General features: G+C 63.2%; 15 protein-coding genes and 2 tRNA genes. 6 read left to right on the forward strand and 11 right to left on the reverse strand.

All coding sequences use genetic code 11. The features are described from left to right. Window positions 1–3: 3 nt before the first annotated feature. Window positions 4–795, reverse strand: coding sequence for an alpha/beta fold hydrolase (locus tag KO539_RS02585; protein WP_219307191.1), 792 nt, complete (start codon window positions 793–795; stop codon window positions 4–6). Between the two features lie 337 nt (window positions 796–1,132). Between KO539_RS02585 and KO539_RS02590 the strand changes: the two genes are divergently transcribed. Beyond that, window positions 1,133–1,516 carry a hypothetical protein gene (locus KO539_RS02590; protein WP_225241995.1) on the forward strand — a complete coding sequence of 128 codons (384 nt, stop codon included), beginning with the start codon at window positions 1,133–1,135 and terminating at the stop codon, window positions 1,514–1,516. Window positions 1,517–1,665: 149 nt separating this feature from the next. On the opposite strand, the gene KO539_RS02595 is transcribed toward KO539_RS02590, so the two are convergent. Further along, window positions 1,666–1,741: transfer RNA gene (locus tag KO539_RS02595), tRNA-Asn, on the reverse strand. Window positions 1,742–2,024: 283 nt separating this feature from the next. Here KO539_RS02595 and KO539_RS02600 point away from each other — a divergent pair. After that, window positions 2,025–2,732 (forward strand): GntR family transcriptional regulator, encoded by a 708-nt coding sequence (locus tag KO539_RS02600; protein ID WP_219307195.1) that lies wholly within the window; start codon window positions 2,025–2,027, stop codon window positions 2,730–2,732. 94 nt (window positions 2,733–2,826) lie between these two features. Here the strand turns inward: KO539_RS02600 and KO539_RS02605 are convergent, their stop codons facing one another. The 6 genes from KO539_RS02605 to KO539_RS02630 all read right to left on the reverse strand — a co-directional run bounded on the left by KO539_RS02605 (window position 2,827) and on the right by KO539_RS02630 (window position 9,660). Beyond that, complete coding sequence (locus tag KO539_RS02605) at window positions 2,827–4,125, reverse strand: NCS2 family permease (protein ID WP_099400337.1); 1,299 nt, start codon at window positions 4,123–4,125, stop codon at window positions 2,827–2,829. Between the two features lie 72 nt (window positions 4,126–4,197). After that, window positions 4,198–4,599: a GtrA family protein gene (locus tag KO539_RS02610; RefSeq protein WP_099400336.1), complete on the reverse strand. Its 402-nt coding sequence runs from the start codon at window positions 4,597–4,599 to the stop codon at window positions 4,198–4,200. Between the two features lie 140 nt (window positions 4,600–4,739). After that, window positions 4,740–6,209, reverse strand: a complete 1,470-nt coding sequence (locus KO539_RS02615) for a cytochrome c (protein ID WP_219307197.1) — start codon at window positions 6,207–6,209, stop codon at window positions 4,740–4,742. Continuing rightward, window positions 6,206–7,864 (reverse strand): GMC family oxidoreductase, encoded by a 1,659-nt coding sequence (locus KO539_RS02620; protein WP_176390288.1) that lies wholly within the window; start codon window positions 7,862–7,864, stop codon window positions 6,206–6,208. Before KO539_RS02620 ends, KO539_RS02615 begins: the two co-directional genes overlap by 4 nt. After that, window positions 7,861–8,520 carry a sugar dehydrogenase complex small subunit gene (locus KO539_RS02625; protein WP_035820658.1) on the reverse strand — a complete coding sequence of 220 codons (660 nt, stop codon included), beginning with the start codon at window positions 8,518–8,520 and terminating at the stop codon, window positions 7,861–7,863. Before KO539_RS02625 ends, KO539_RS02620 begins: the two co-directional genes overlap by 4 nt. Before the next feature lie 123 nt (window positions 8,521–8,643). Then, a complete protein-coding gene (locus tag KO539_RS02630) occupies window positions 8,644–9,660 on the reverse strand; it encodes a hypothetical protein (protein ID WP_219307198.1) in 1,017 nt (338 codons plus the stop codon). A 150-nt stretch (window positions 9,661–9,810) separates the two neighbouring features. Between KO539_RS02630 and KO539_RS02635 the strand changes: the two genes are divergently transcribed. Genes KO539_RS02635 through KO539_RS02645 form a run of 3 tightly spaced genes read left to right on the forward strand, consistent with a single transcriptional unit; the run spans window position 9,811 to window position 12,034 of the window. Continuing rightward, a complete protein-coding gene (locus KO539_RS02635) occupies window positions 9,811–10,299 on the forward strand; it encodes an N-acetyltransferase (protein ID WP_219307200.1) in 489 nt (162 codons plus the stop codon). Beyond that, window positions 10,284–11,021 (forward strand): aspartyl/asparaginyl beta-hydroxylase domain-containing protein, encoded by a 738-nt coding sequence (locus tag KO539_RS02640; protein ID WP_219307202.1) that lies wholly within the window; start codon window positions 10,284–10,286, stop codon window positions 11,019–11,021. Before KO539_RS02635 ends, KO539_RS02640 begins: the two co-directional genes overlap by 16 nt. Then, window positions 11,018–12,034, forward strand: coding sequence for a hypothetical protein (locus KO539_RS02645; protein WP_219307203.1), 1,017 nt, complete (start codon window positions 11,018–11,020; stop codon window positions 12,032–12,034). The genes KO539_RS02640 and KO539_RS02645 overlap by 4 nt, the downstream gene beginning before the upstream one ends. A gap of 3 nt (window positions 12,035–12,037) precedes the next feature. Here KO539_RS02645 and KO539_RS02650 read toward each other — a convergent pair whose 3' ends face one another. The 3 genes from KO539_RS02650 to KO539_RS02660 form a co-directional block, all read right to left on the reverse strand. Then, window positions 12,038–12,340, reverse strand: coding sequence for a hypothetical protein (locus KO539_RS02650; protein WP_219307205.1), 303 nt, complete (start codon window positions 12,338–12,340; stop codon window positions 12,038–12,040). A 152-nt stretch (window positions 12,341–12,492) separates the two neighbouring features. Further along, a tRNA-Asn gene (locus KO539_RS02655) sits at window positions 12,493–12,568 on the reverse strand. A 73-nt stretch (window positions 12,569–12,641) separates the two neighbouring features. Next, window positions 12,642–12,968 (reverse strand): Dabb family protein, encoded by a 327-nt coding sequence (locus tag KO539_RS02660; RefSeq protein WP_035820671.1) that lies wholly within the window; start codon window positions 12,966–12,968, stop codon window positions 12,642–12,644. 198 nt (window positions 12,969–13,166) lie between these two features. On the opposite strand from KO539_RS02660, the gene KO539_RS02665 reads away from it, so the two are divergent. Then, window positions 13,167–14,084: an alpha/beta fold hydrolase gene (locus KO539_RS02665; protein WP_257626166.1), complete on the forward strand. Its 918-nt coding sequence runs from the start codon at window positions 13,167–13,169 to the stop codon at window positions 14,082–14,084. Window positions 14,085–14,086: the final 2 nt, after the last annotated feature.

The following is a 14,086-nucleotide window of genomic DNA, read 5'->3' on the forward strand; positions in this document are numbered from 1 at the left end:
TTATCACGTGTTTCTCGGGTGAGCGGCCGCGTCCATGCGGCCTTGCAAAAAGCCTTCCATCAGCGCCAGTAATGCCTGCGGCTGCTCCTGGTGCGGCGTGTGACCGCACTGTTCGACGATGGCGGGCACGGCGTTGAGCGCCTGCGCCACGATGGTGTCGACCTGGGCCGCGCTGCCGTACTGGTCTTCGCTGCCCTGCACCACCAGCGCCGGGCATTCGACGGAAGGCAGCAGGTACTCGATGTTCCAGAACTGGAAGCCATAGCTGAGCCAGGTATCCGACCAGGCCTTGAAGATGGTCTCCGTCTTGTCGCCATGGTATTTCGCCAGCGCGCGCAGCTTGCCCGCGCCAAACGCCGCGTCCGCCACGCGGATGCCATCGAGCGTGATGCCTTCGACAAACACGTGCGCCGCTTCGGTGATGATGCCGCGCAAGCGCGGCGGCTGCTGCGCCGCATAGATCAGGGCGATGCTGCCGCCATCGGAGTGGCCGACGAGAAAATGGTCCTGCCCCGGCAGCAGTGCCGCGAGCACTTGCGGCAGCTCGCACAGCGCGTAGTCGTGCAAATAATGGAGCTGGCGGCGCGCCGCCAGCGGCGACGACTGCCCATAGCCTTGCCGGTCATACAGCAAGCCGCGGCAGCCCGTCGCCTGGCATAGCTGCGCGGGAAAATCTTTCCACATCGCACAGCAGCCCAGCCCCTCGTGCAGGAACACCAGGCAGGGCTTGGCGGGGTCGCCTTCGATCAATTCGTAATAGATATCGGTTTCGGCACTCAGGTTCAGTATCGGCATAGGCTAGGCTCGCAACGGGTTGCGCATCGACAGATCGGCTGCGCCTATTGTGCCATCGTCCTGCGCGGCATGCGTGGCGGCCCGTAAAAATAGCCTGCAGGAAAAGACCTTGCCGCCTTCCTGCAAGGTGTTTGCGCCAGCACAAATGAGCACCGTTTTTCCGGCCGCCTTGCGTGCTTTTTGCCCGCGCGTTTGCCTAGAATGGCTTACTCCAACAGCATGGAGCAGGCGGCTACCTTATCAGCCAGGACGTGACACTGGCCGTCACGGCAACAGATAGGGCGTCTTGCCGCACGACGACAGGCGCGGCGTCCAAACTATCGATCAGGAGTACATCATGGAAATGAAAGTGGAACATCGCACAGGTAGCAACCTGGCACTGGAAGAAACCGATCTGCCGACGGAGCAGGAAGGAAAAAGCGCCAAAGGCGCGGCCGCACAGGACTTGAACCTGAGCCCGGCCGCCTTCACCACCTATTACACGTGGACCGCCAATGGCGTGCATCCTTCGGTCAACTTCGCCAATGCCAACGTGAAAGCCAATTCCCGCGTATTTCTCAACATCAGCGAATATGGCGCGAATGCCCAGGACCGTTTCATCGGCGCCGCCCGCATGGCCGTGTACAACATCGCGCCGTACAACGGCGGCTTCCGGGCCTGGGTGGAAATCTCGTGGGGCAGCCCGCTCAAGGTCCGTTTCGACGTGTTCGTCGATCCCTGATGCGGGAAATACTGCGCGTGCCCCTGGCAGCAGCGGGGAGCACGCGCACGTCGCTAAGAGACTGAAGGGATCGCCAGCGTGGACGGAAACCGTGCGCGCATGACAAAAGGGCCACGTGTTGCCACGTGGCCCTTTGCTACTACTTGTTCTGGCTCCCCGACCTGGACTCGAACCAGGGACCTGCGGATTAACAGTCCGTCGCTCTACCAACTGAGCTATCAGGGAAAGGAGGCCGAATTATATACGTCAAAATTTCTCATGTCCAGTTGTTACTACGTGGTTGCTGCATGGTTGCTGCATGGCCAGCAAAACAGGCCGCCTGCGGCGCCTGCCTCGCCTGGTGGCTGCGTTCGTCTGCGCGGCGCCACGCAAGATAGTAGAATAGCCAGGCCTTGCCGACGCGGAAGGCGGACAACGGCATGCCGGCAGCGGGGCGTCAACCACGCCGTCGCGCGGACATGCGCTTGCAAGGTTCATCCTTGCCCCTGGCTGACTGCTCTCACCCGACATGACAGAATCAAGCGCACCCCTGGTGGACCATGCCGGCAGCGGCGACAGCTCGGCGGAAATCGCCGAGCATATGGCGGCCGCCATCGTGGCGCGCCAATTGCCGCCCGGTACACGGCTGCGCGAAGAGGCGCTGTGCCGGCTGTATGGCGTCAGCCGCACCAAGATCCGCGCCGCCCTGCTGATCCTGTCCAAAGACAAACTCATACGCATAGTGCCCGACAAGGGCGCCTTCGTCAGCCAACCGACGGAAGCGGAGGCGCGCGATATCTTTGCCGCGCGGCGCATCATCGAAGCGGCCCTGGCGCGCGCATTCGTCGCGCGGGCCAAACCCGCCGATTACCGGATGCTGGAGCGCCACCTGAAAGCGGAACGCCTGGCGCTGGCGCAAGCGACGCCGCTGCGTTCGCAACTGCTGGGCGACTTCCACGTGTTGCTGGCCGATATAGCCGGCAACGCCGTGCTGCGCGACATCGTGCGCGAACTGGTGGGCCGCAGCTCGCTCATCACCATGCTGTACCAGTCGGGCCACGCCGCGGCCTGCTCGTGCGACGAACACGGCCGCTTTCTCGAGGCGGCGCGCAGCGGCGACGCGGACCTGGCGGCGCGCCTGATGGTGGAGCACCTGGCGCACGTGGAAGCGGCCTTGCGCTTCGACGGCAGCGTGTATGACGACAAGAAAGACCTGGTGGCCGCGCTGCTGATGTAGGCGGCGCCATCAAAAAAGGCCGCCGGTGCGGATGCACGGGCGGCCTTGCCTTTTTACATGTCAGATGCAGCGGCAAACGCGCTATTCGCCCACGCTACTCACCCAGGTAAATAAACTTGAACAGGAAGATGGCGGCGATGATGTAAGCCACCACGGATACCTGCTTGCCCTTGCCCGTCAACAGTTTCAATACGGCATAGGTGATGAAGCCGAAGGCGACGCCGCTGGCCACGGAATAGGTAAACGGCATCATCAGGGCCGTGATGGCGGCGGGAATGCTTTCCGTACTGTCATCCCAGTCGATGAAGGTCAGTTCGCGCAGCATCAGGCAGGCCACGTACAGCAGCGCGGGCGCCGTCGCGTACGGCGGCACGGTGTGCGCCAGCGGGGCGAAGAACAGGCTGCCCAGGAACAGCAGCGCGACGGCCACGGCCGTCAAGCCCGTGCGGCCACCCGCTTGCACGCCGGCCGCGCTTTCCACGAAGGCCGTCGTGCTCGACGTGCCCAGGCAGGCGCCGGCGGCAATCGCCGTGCTATCGGCCAGCAAGGCCTTGTTCATGCGCTCCATCTTGCCGTCTTTCAGCAAGCCGGCGCGGTTGGCCACGCCCATCAGGGTGCCCGTCGCATCGAACAACTCCACCAGGAAAAACACCAGCACCACGTTGACGATGCCGATCGACAGCGCGCCCATGATGTCGAGCTTGAACAGGGTCGGTTCGATGGCCGGCGGCGCCGAGACGATGCCGTTGAACTGGTTGCCGCCAAAGAAGAAGCTGGCAATCGTGATGGCGAGGATGCCGATCAGGATGGCGCCCGGCACTTTCAGGCGGTCCAGCGCAACGATGATGAAAAAGCCGAGGATGGCCAGGATGGGCGCCGCCTGGTGCAAGTCGCCCAGGGCGATGATGGTGGCCGGGTTCGACACCACGATACCGGCGCTTTTCAGCGAAATGATCGCCAGGAACAAGCCGATACCCACCGTGATGGCCGTGCGCAGCGCGGGCGGGATGCTGTTGATGATCATCTCGCGCACCTTGAACAGGCTCACCAGGATGAACAGGCAGCCGGAAATGAAAACGGCGCCCAGCGCCACTTCCCAGCTCATGCCCATGCCCTTGACCACCGTGTACGAGAAATACGCATTCAAGCCCATGCCCGGCGCCAGCGCGATCGGATAGTTTGCGTACAGGCCCATGATCAGGGTGCCGATGGCGGCCGCCAGGCAGGTGGCAACGAAAACGGAGTCTTTCGGCATGCCCGCGTCGCCGAGGATGGACGGGTTGACGAAGATGATGTAGGCCATCGTCAGGAACGTGGTCAGGCCGGCCAGCAGCTCCGTGCGCACATTGGTTCCGTTGTCCTTCAGTTTGAAATAGCGTTCCAGGAACTGCATGATTAACCCCTTGTTTTGGTAAAACCGCGCGCCTGGTCTTGGACTATGCGCATCTTTTTTTCTTGCAACTATTTATTTGGTCGCTGCGCCGGCCGGCTTGAAGGCCCACCAGCGGCTGCCCGCGAAATTCCAGACCAGCCCGATGCCCGTCGCCAGCACCTGCGCCAGCCAGTAATACCAGCCCAGCTGGTGCACGAGCAGCCACATCAGGCCCGTATTGATGCACCAGCCGATGCCCAGCAAGGCAAAATACTTGCTGGCCGCCTCGCCATGGCCCTTGTCGCTTTTAAACGTGAAAAAGTAATTGAGAAGGTAGTTGACGACGGAACCGAGGATGTAGCCGATGCCGGACGCGGCGGCGGCGCTGATGCCGGCCCATTCCACGCCCCCCCACAGCACGCTGTATTGCACGGCCGTGCCGGAAGCGCCGACGGCGGCGAAACGTAAAAATTGGTGATGCAGGGAATGGGACATTGTCAATTTTAAAATAAGGCGAACACACTCGCCAGGATAGTGCCAGAATAAAAAATGGCTACGATTGCTCGTAACCATTTTTCAGCCTGCATTTTACTGCAAGTTGCGCCCAACGTTCATATTCGCCGCCGTTTCAGTACTTATTCCTTGCGCTGACGGCGCCGGCGCAGCCACACAAACAGCGCGATCAGCAGCAAGATGCCCACGATGCCCCCCGGCAGCATGAACGGCTGAGCACGGGCCAGCACGGGCTTCTCGCCACCGCTGCGCGCCTGCGCCACATACGCGGGCGTGACGGACACATCCGGGTTGCCATACTGTTTCAATACGTAATTGGCGATCGAGGCGATCTGCTCGTCCGTCAACGGTTGCACGTAGGAACGCTGGTCGAAACGGGGCATGAACGCTTCGTGCTCCTCCCCTTCGATCTTGCGCTCGACGCCAAACAAGATGGCCGACACCAGGTTGGCCGGCGTATTGCCGCCCGTCGCCGTATTGTTGAACAGGGCGGGATAGCTTTGTCCCGTGCTGCCGGCGCCGCTGGCCGAATGGCAGCTGGCGCAATAGCCGGAAAACAGCACGGCGCCGCTGTTGAGCGAGTGATGCTCGGTGGAACTGGCCATGCCGCGCAATGCGGCCTCTTCGCTGGCCGCGCTGCCATGGCTAAATGCCGCTTTCGTCTGGCCCGGCGCGCGCACGGGCGGCACCGTGCGCAGCCAGGCCACGATGGCGGCCACGTCGTCATCGCGCAGGAACTGCAGGCTGTTCTGGATGGCTTCGGCCATGCCGCCCGCCGCCTGCCCCTTGCCTTCCACGTGGCCCGTCTTCAGGTAAGCCGTGAGTTCCGCATCCGTCCAGGCGCCGATACCGCTGACCTTGTCGGACGTGATGTTCGGCGCATGCCAGGAACCGAGCGAGGCGCCGGCCAGGGTCTGGCTGCCGATTTCCGCCATCAGCGCGTTGCGCGGCGTGTGGCAGGCGCTGCAGTGCGCCAGGCCTTCGGCCAGGTAGGCGCCCCGGTTGATCTGCGCGCTCTTCGCCGGATCCGGCACGAAGCGCTTATTGTCGAGGAACAAGGTATTCCAGCCCAGCATGGACAGGCGCACATTGAACGGGAATGGCAACGCCGTCTGGCGCGCCGGCTCGTCGACAGGCTTGACGGCCTGCATGAAGTAGTAATACAGGTCGCCCACGTCCGCATCCGTCAGCTGCGCATAGCTGGTGTAAGGCATGGCCGGATACAGGTGGCTGCCATCGGCGCGCACGCCTTCGCGCAAGGCGCGCGCAAAGTTGGCTTCCGTGTAATGGCCGATACCGCCTGTTTTCGATGGCGTGATATTCGTCGCGTAGATCGTGCCCAGCGGCGAGTCGATGGCGTAGCCGCCCGCATACGGCTTGCCGCCCGCTGCCGTATGGCACGCCATGCAATCGGCGGCGATGGCGAGGTAGCGGCCCCGTTCGAGGCGCGCATCGGGCTTGGCGGCCACGGGCGCGGCCGGGCGGTCCGGCGTCAGGGTGACGGGAGGCGCCGGCGGAACAGATGGCACAGCGTGCGCGGCCAGCGGCAAGCCGGCCGCCAGGGTCAGCGTCAGTAAGAGGCGGCGCATCATGCTGCCTCCCTTGCCAGAGTGCGGGCGATGTCGTCGGCCGCGCGCAAACCGAGCGCGGCCATGCTGAGGGTGGTATTGACGACGCTGGCCGACGGCATGGCGCCGCCGCCGGGCAGCCACAGGTTGGCGTGATCGTGGGCGCGGCAATTGCCGTCGACCACGGAGTCAAGACGATTCGAACCCATGATGACGCCGCCCATGATGTGGTTATTCGCGTTCAGGCTGTCGGTGATGTGGAATTCCACGGCGCCGAACAGCTTGCCGATGTGCTTGAGCTGCGCATGCGCGGCCTTCGCGCCATCGCGCACATAGTCGCCCACGTCGTAGTAAATGTCGGGACAGGCCAGGCCCAGCGGATCCTTGCGCGTCTTGCTCAGGGTCAAGCGGTTGTGCGCTTCGGGCAGCGGTTCCAGGCTGATCGACAAGTCCACGCCAAACGCGGCGCGGCGGCGGATCTCGTCATCGAGATCCTTGCCTACCAGGCCCAGCTTCAACGATTGCTGGGTGGCAGGTCCGACCCGAGTGATATTGTTCAGGATCATCTTGTTGGCCGAATACTGCGCGCGGAAAGCGCCGTCGCGCGGTCCCACCAGGCAGCTGCTTTGCGCCGGGCCACGGCCCGTCCAGATCGGCTCATTGGCGAGGAAGGTACAGTGGAAACCCGAGTGGTCCATCATGTTGCGGCCCACCTGGTCGGAACTGTTGGCGATGCCGTTCGGATTGTTCTGGTTCGCCGCCAGCAAGAGCAAACGCGGCGTTTCGATGCCGTTGCAGGCAATCACGAAAGCCTTGCCGGTCGCCATGTGCGACTGTTTCTTGGCGTCATACCAGTGCACGGCGGTGACTCTGTTGTTCTGGTCCGTGTCGATGCGGTAGACGACGGCCTCGGCCAGCACGCCGGCGCCCTTCAGCTCGGCCCGCTCCACGTGATGGATGCCGTTGTACATGGCGCCGATGGGGCAGATCGGCTGGCAATTGTTATTGCCGCAGCAGGTAGGGCGGCCCTGCCATGGACGCGTCGAACGGCCTTGCGGAATGGGCACGGAACGGTAGCCGTGCGGGTTGACCACTTCGGCGAAGCGCTTGTCGCCATAGCCCCAGGGCACCATGTCCATCGGATACGGCGCGCTGCGTTCGCTCGGCGATTGCAGGGCGGGATCATTGGGGCCGGCCACGCCCATTTCCTGCTCGGCGCGGCAATAGTACGGTTCCAGCTCATCGTAGGAAATGGACCAGTCGCGCCCTACCCCGTAATCGCTCTTCATGCGCATGTCGGACGGCAAATGGCGCCAGCACGACGCGGCCCAGTGCCAGGTCGTGCCGCCCACCGTGCGCAGATAGCCCTGCTGGAAACTGCTGCCGTTGGGGCCGGATACTTCCACGTAGTTATTCTTCGGGAAATACAAGGGTGCGGGCGCGTTTTCCGCCTGAGGATACAGGCCCTGGAAGTCGGAGCCGACGCGGTTTTCGAACGGCATGTTGCGCCAGTTTTCCACGGCTTGTCCGCGCTCGATGCGCAAGCCCGCTTCCAGCATGATCACGGAATGGCCTTGCGCAGCCAGCTGGTCGGCCATCATGGCGCCGACGACGCCCGTGCCGACGATGACGACATCAGCGACGACGTCGCCATTACTCTTGAATTGGGGTGATTTCATTTTGCTTGCTTGCCTTTAGTTTCAGGGGTGCCGGTGGTGGCCGGGGCCGGTACGGGTTTCGGTTCCACGGGCGCGGAGACGCGCACGGCCGGCGGCGCCTTCAGCCACCACAGGGGGCCGTAATTGCAATAGGTCGGCACGACCTGGCCATCGGCCACCGTGCGGTACATCAAGGCCTCGGCGTAGGCGACGACGATGGACTTCGTGCCCTGCGCCGCGTTGCCGGCGACGGTGCCCGTGTACCAGGCGGCAACGATGGCCAGCGCCAGTTCGCGCAGGCCGGCATCGGCGGCGCTGGCGGCCGCCAGCAGGGCTTTCGCTTCCTGGCCCGTGACGAGCAGCGCGCCCAGCTGCGGCAAGCGCTCGGCGAAGCCGGGCACGTTCGTACGCATGGCTTGCTCGATGCGCGCCGCCGTCGCGGCGGACAAATCGCGATGGCCCGTGATGGTTTGCGACAGGGTGTAGAACAGCATGGTGGCGGACGCCAGGCCCGTCGCCGGCGCGCTGGCCGGCGCCTGCATGGCGGCCGACAGGGGATTGCTCCAGAAACCAGCCTGCGCCAGCAAGGCGGCCAGGCCGATCAGGGCGTGTCGGCGGCTGATACGGGGAAGGGGTGAAGCGGATGTTGCAGATGGTTCAGTGCCTGGATGGTTCATGAGACTCCCGCAAGACTTGTTGTTTTATTGACTTCGATGATTGCGCCACATTGCATTTGCGCATATATGGAACCGGTTCCATAATTATCCTACAGAACTGAATTGTTTGCTGATGGAGTATTACTACCGGAAGTCTGACTTGGGCAATGCCTGCGTGGATGCGGGCGTTTCGCGCAGGGAAAATACCAGTCCCGGCTGGCCGCCCAGGCGGTACTGAAAATCGAGCACGCTGCCGCCAGCCAGCGCGGGCTTGCCCGGCAAGGCCAGTGGCAGGTTCAGGCTGCACGCATGGTCACCCAGAACGATGTCGCCATGCACGCGGATGCGCGTCAGCAAACGCGGCGCCTCGTCCAGCACGTCGGGCAGACGGATGCTGGCGGCCGGCAGGGTGTCGCCCGGCTCACCCTGCCAGGCGCGCAAGGCGTCCGCATCAAGGGTAAATACGCGGCCCCAGTCCGTGCACGGCTGGCCAGGGCTGCGCCGGTCCAGGCCCAGGTGCACCGTGACGGCTGCCGGCAGCAGCGCCGCCGCGGGCGCTTGCGCGTGCAGATTGCGCAGGATGGCCACCTGCGGCTCCTTGCCCAGCGCCGTATTCATGGTTTCACTGACGATCACGTCCGGCATGGCGCCGGCAGGCATTTGATAGGCGGCCGCGTCGGCGCAAAGGTATTCGGCGACGTGGCCGTCCAGGCCCAGGGCGGCGATCAGCTCGCGCGCATAGTCCAGGGTTTCCGCATGCACGTCGAGGATGGCAAACTGCACCTGACTGGCGTCCAGCACGGCCATCACCGGCAAGGCCAGCAAGGCGAACGGGCCGCAGCCCGCATACAGCACGCGCACGGGCCGCCCGCCTCTCACAGCCAGACGCTCGCGCACGGCCAGCGCCAGACCCTGGATGAAGGCGGCGCTGCGGTAGGGCTCGCGCGCGCACAGTCCCGCCTGCACGGGCGAGATGGCCCAGCCGCTGGGCAGAAAACTCTCGCCATCGCGCAAGCCATCCTGCCGGTCCATGGACAGGCCCGAATGGCGCTCGACGAGCTGGCGCAATTGCACCGTTTCGCCGACCAGGCTGGCCAGCGAACGCTGAGGATCGCACAGCGCGGCCGCGATGGCGGCCAGTTCCGTACGCGCCGAAGTCACGTGCAACTCCACGCATCACTCCACGGATAAGGCAGGATAAAGACAGAATGCATGGCGGCTTCCTTGAAATGATTGCAAGTGCGCGGAAAAATTGGCAGCATAGCAAATAAATACACGCCTGCGCATTTGCCACCACCTGCCGGAGCACCGATGCACGACTTGCCGCTTTCCGCCCCCTACCAGTTGCGCCTCCAGCGCGACGACGACGATGGCTTTGCCACCGCGCTGTACAGTTCCACGCGCGACGACCTGCGCCAGATGCCGGCCGATCCCGCCGTCATCGAACAGCTGATCGCCATGCAGCAGCGCATGCAAAGCCACGGTTACCGACAGGCGTATCCGCACGCCGCGTACCTGGTGCTGCTGCACGGCGACACGCCCATCGGCCGCCTGATCCTCGACCGCCAGGATCAGCTGCTGCACCTGGTCGACATCGCCATCCTGCCCGCCGCACAAGGCCAGGGCGCCGGCAGCACCGTGCTGCGCGGCCTGCAGGCGCAAGCGGGCGCGCAGCAATGCCGGATCCACCTTGCCGTCAACAAAAGCAACACGGCAGCGCGCGCGCTGTACCAGCGGCTGGGCTTTCGCCCGCGCGGGGAAAACGACGTCCAGGAGCAGCTGGAATGGAGCGCGCCATAGTGCCGGCGCCGAATCCCCCCAGCACCTGGCTGCGACTGCCGCTGCGCTTCGACGTGGCGCGCATGCAGCGCGACAGCGACCAGTTCACTGCCGGCGAGTGGATCAATCATTTCAATACGGGCGCCTATGAAAACGGCTGGAGCTGCGTGCCGCTGCGCTCGCCGGGCGGAGCAGCCGGCGACATCATGCCCGTCGACGGCGCCGCCTATGCCGCCACACCGCAACTGGCGCGCTGCCCCGGCCTGCGCGAGGTGCTGACCAGTTTCGCCTGCGAGATCCGCGCCGCGCGCCTGATGGCCCTGGCGCCGGGCGCCGTCATCCGCGCGCACCGCGACGCCGGCACGTCGCTGGCCGATAGCCTGGTCCGCATCCATATCCCCATCCACACTACGCCGCAGGTCGTGTTCAGCATCGACGGCGAGACTGTCCACTTCACGGCCGGCCACGCCTGGTACATGGACGCCAGCTGCCTGCACGCGGTGCACAACGACGGCGCGGCGCCGCGCATCCACCTCGTGCTCGACTGCGTCACCAATGCCTGGCTCGAAGCGCTGTTCGCCTCGGCCGGCTTCGTGCCGAAAGCGGCCCCGAAATATGGCGACCCCAGCATCAACGATGGCAATGTGCGGGCCGTCATCGCCCAGCTGCGACTGTCGCCCTCGCCTGCCAGCCTGGCGCTGGCCGGCGAATTGGCCGCCTTGGCCGACGGGAGCGCGCCGTGAACGCCGCGCCGGGCCTGGCGCAGCAGGAACGCTGGCTGGCCAAAGGAGAGCCGGTGACATGGCACGAGGGCATGGATCTGCGCGGCTGGTATCCGCTGTACGTGGAGCGCGGCGAAACATTGGCGGACGCTGCCATGTGCTGGCGCGACCTGGGGAAAACGGCTTTCAGCGACGCCTTCTTTGTCAATACCCTGGCGCGCCAGCCGCATGAGGAGCGCCGCGTCTGCCGCACGCCGCTGGCGGCGCTGGCCACGGTGGCCACGCTGGGCGATGGCCTGGCACCCGACGCCTTCATCTTCCACGTCTCGCGCTGCGGCTCAACCCTGCTGAGCCAGCTGCTGGCGTCCCTGCCGCAATGCATCGTCATGTCCGAGCCGCCCGTGATCGACTCGCTGCTGCGCCTGCATCACGATGGCATGGCGGGCAACGACAGCATCGCCCTGCTGCGCCAGACCATCCTGGCATTGGGCCAGCGCCGCTCCGGCACAGAGACGCATTTCATCATCAAGTTCGACTGCTGGCACATCCACAGCCTGGACTTGCTGCGGCAAGCGTTTCCCGGCACGCCCTGCCTGTTCGTCTACCGCGAACCGCTGGCCGTGCTGGCCTCGCACCAGCGCCAGCGCGGTCCGCAAATGGTGCCCGGCATGCTGCACCCGGCACAGCTGCCGCTGCCCGCGCACCAGCTGGAACCCGGCGAACTCGATGGCTATACGGGCCTCGTGCTGGCCAGCCTGTTCGACGCCGCCCTGCCCCATGCGGCCGCCGGCCAGCTGCAGTTAATTCACTACAAACAATTGCCCGGCATCCTCTTCAGCGATGTATTGGCCCGCTTCGGCATCACACCCACGCCGGCACAGCTGCAAGCGATGCGCGCGCGCGGCGGCGTGCATGCGAAGTACGGCACGGCCTACCACGGCGATCCGCCAGTGGCCGCGACAAGCGGCCTGGCCGCCATCGCCGCGCAAGTGCAGCCGAGTTATCTGGCGCTGGAAGCAGTGCGCACGGGGTAATAGTCACAGCGCAGCGGCATTGTCCTCGCGCCACTTGCGCACCATCTCGTTGCTGATTTCGCGTTCATAGCAAATGGGGGCGTAACCGCCCTTCCGGCTCCATGCGCTACGCGCCCCACAGGCGCTGCCATTTTTGGCCGCATTGTAGGGACAAGGGCAACGGCCCGGATAGGCGGCAATCGACTCGGCGATGATCTGCTGTTTGACCTTCGCTTCGTCTGGCGCCTGGCGCCCCTGGCCGCCGGCAAGGGGCGCATAGGCCGTGCCGGCGGCCAGCATCAGCACCAGGGCGCAGAGATTCTTCATAGGAAAGGTTGTTTTCATCGAGAGGCAGTAAACAGACTCTGCAAGTATGGCAGATGCTTTTCGGCAAATCTGCGTGGAATGTCACGCACGCCATGGCCGCAACGCAAAAAGCCCAACCGTGAAGGCTGGGCTTTTCGATACTGCTGATGTTCTGGCTCCCCGACCTGGACTCGAACCAGGGACCTGCGGATTAACAGTCCGTCGCTCTACCAACTGAGCTATCAGGGAAAAGAGGCCGCATTCTATAGGGCAAATTTTCAGTTGTCCAGATTTACGCCAAAAAAATTATGCGCGACGCCGCTCAGCCCGGACTTTCCCTGGGCTGATAGTCAAATACCAGCACCCGCCCCAGCCATGGCTTGAGCAGATCGACAAAGGCCAGGTGGGCCGGATGGGCCAGGTACACATCGCGCGCGCTGGCGCCATCGAAGGTCAAGGTAAAGCAATCGGTAAAGCCGTCATCGAGGCCTTCCGGGCTGACATTCGGTCCCCATTCGAATTGCAGCACGCCGGGAATGCGGTGTTTAAGCTGGGAAAACTCATGGACCAGCTCGGCATGCTTGGCCGGTGTGATGTCCTCGAGAAAATCACACAGGACGATATGGCGCAACGGGATAGAACAGGACATGGTGGCAGCTCTCCTATGGGGTTGCATTCAGGATAGCGCAAAACGAAAAAGCACACAGGCAGCGGCCCGCCACACCGCACATATTTTCTATATGTAACATGTTATTCGGATAATATCGTCCATGGACACCCCCTACCCGCAGGCAACCATCCATCTCAGACCATGACAAAGCTACTGGCAGTGCTATTCCTCACCCTGATGCCATTTTCCGCATGCAAAGCGCAAGCGCTCGCCATTGACGCGCTGCTGACACCGGACATCGGCGGCATCAAGCAATTTGTGGAAATCAAAACAGATGACTCAAAAAAACCTGTTCTGCTCTTCTTATCGGGCGGGCCGGGAAGTTCGATGATGAAGAATGCGGATGCCTTTACCGCCATCCTGAAAAACAGATTTACGCTGGTGCAGTGGGATCAGCGCGATGCGGGAAAAACCCTGAAACTGAATCCGTCGCCTAGCCAGCCTTCCGTCGCGCAGATGGAACAGGACACCTACCAGGTCATCACGTTTCTGCAAAAAGAGCTCAAGCAGGAAAAAATATACTTGCTGGGCAGCTCCTGGGGCAATGTGCTCGGTTTTCATATCGTCGAGCAGCATCCGGAACTGCTGCACGCGTATTTCGCCGTCAATCCCGTCATCAGCCAGCTGGCCAGCGAAAAGGAATTACTGAAAACCTTGAAAGTGCATTTCAAGGACAATGCCGTCGCCAGCCAGGAACTGGGAAGCGTCACTTTCCCGCTTACCAGTGACGAAAGCATGTTTTATCTAAGAAAATGGCTTTTTTACAAGGATGGCAAGGAATTTGCGACGAGCGAGGGCTTCAAGACGGGTTTTCTTCAATGGTCGAAAACCTGGTCGCCAGTCTGGAACGAGGTCATGCACATTGATCTGCCCAAGACCTTGCAAAGCGTTGACTGCCCCGTGTATTTCTTCGTCGGCAAGAACGACATCCAGACCTCCACCCGCATCACTCAAGAATATTTTGAGCAGTTGCAGGCGCCCAGGAAGGGGCTGTTTGTATTCGAACAGTCGGGACACCAGATACACCACGATGAGCCGGAAAAATTCCAACGATCGATCATCGAGACCCTGCCCGCGCCAATCGCGTCGCGCTGAAA

Source organism: Janthinobacterium sp. NKUCC06_STL, assembly GCF_019345455.1.
Taxonomy (GTDB): Bacteria; Pseudomonadota; Gammaproteobacteria; order Burkholderiales; family Burkholderiaceae_D; genus Janthinobacterium; species Janthinobacterium rivuli.

Coding starts and splice junctions, on each gene's coding strand:
- KO539_RS02600 (WP_219307195.1), top strand. CDS start 2,025: ATGACAGAATCAAGCGCACCCCTGGTGGACCATGCCGGCAGCGGCGAC.
- KO539_RS02660 (WP_035820671.1), bottom strand. CDS start 12,968: ATGTCCTGTTCTATCCCGTTGCGCCATATCGTCCTGTGTGATTTTCTC.
- KO539_RS02665 (WP_257626166.1), top strand. CDS start 13,167: ATGCCATTTTCCGCATGCAAAGCGCAAGCGCTCGCCATTGACGCGCTG.
- KO539_RS02605 (WP_099400337.1), bottom strand. CDS start 4,125: ATGCAGTTCCTGGAACGCTATTTCAAACTGAAGGACAACGGAACCAAT.
- KO539_RS02620 (WP_176390288.1), bottom strand. CDS start 7,864: ATGAAATCACCCCAATTCAAGAGTAATGGCGACGTCGTCGCTGATGTC.
- KO539_RS02650 (WP_219307205.1), bottom strand. CDS start 12,340: ATGAAGAATCTCTGCGCCCTGGTGCTGATGCTGGCCGCCGGCACGGCC.
- KO539_RS02640 (WP_219307202.1), top strand. CDS start 10,284: ATGGAGCGCGCCATAGTGCCGGCGCCGAATCCCCCCAGCACCTGGCTG.
- KO539_RS02635 (WP_219307200.1), top strand. CDS start 9,811: ATGCACGACTTGCCGCTTTCCGCCCCCTACCAGTTGCGCCTCCAGCGC.
- KO539_RS02590 (WP_225241995.1), top strand. CDS start 1,133: ATGGAAATGAAAGTGGAACATCGCACAGGTAGCAACCTGGCACTGGAA.
- KO539_RS02585 (WP_219307191.1), bottom strand. CDS start 795: ATGCCGATACTGAACCTGAGTGCCGAAACCGATATCTATTACGAATTG.
- KO539_RS02610 (WP_099400336.1), bottom strand. CDS start 4,599: ATGTCCCATTCCCTGCATCACCAATTTTTACGTTTCGCCGCCGTCGGC.
- KO539_RS02625 (WP_035820658.1), bottom strand. CDS start 8,520: ATGAACCATCCAGGCACTGAACCATCTGCAACATCCGCTTCACCCCTT.
- KO539_RS02615 (WP_219307197.1), bottom strand. CDS start 6,209: ATGATGCGCCGCCTCTTACTGACGCTGACCCTGGCGGCCGGCTTGCCG.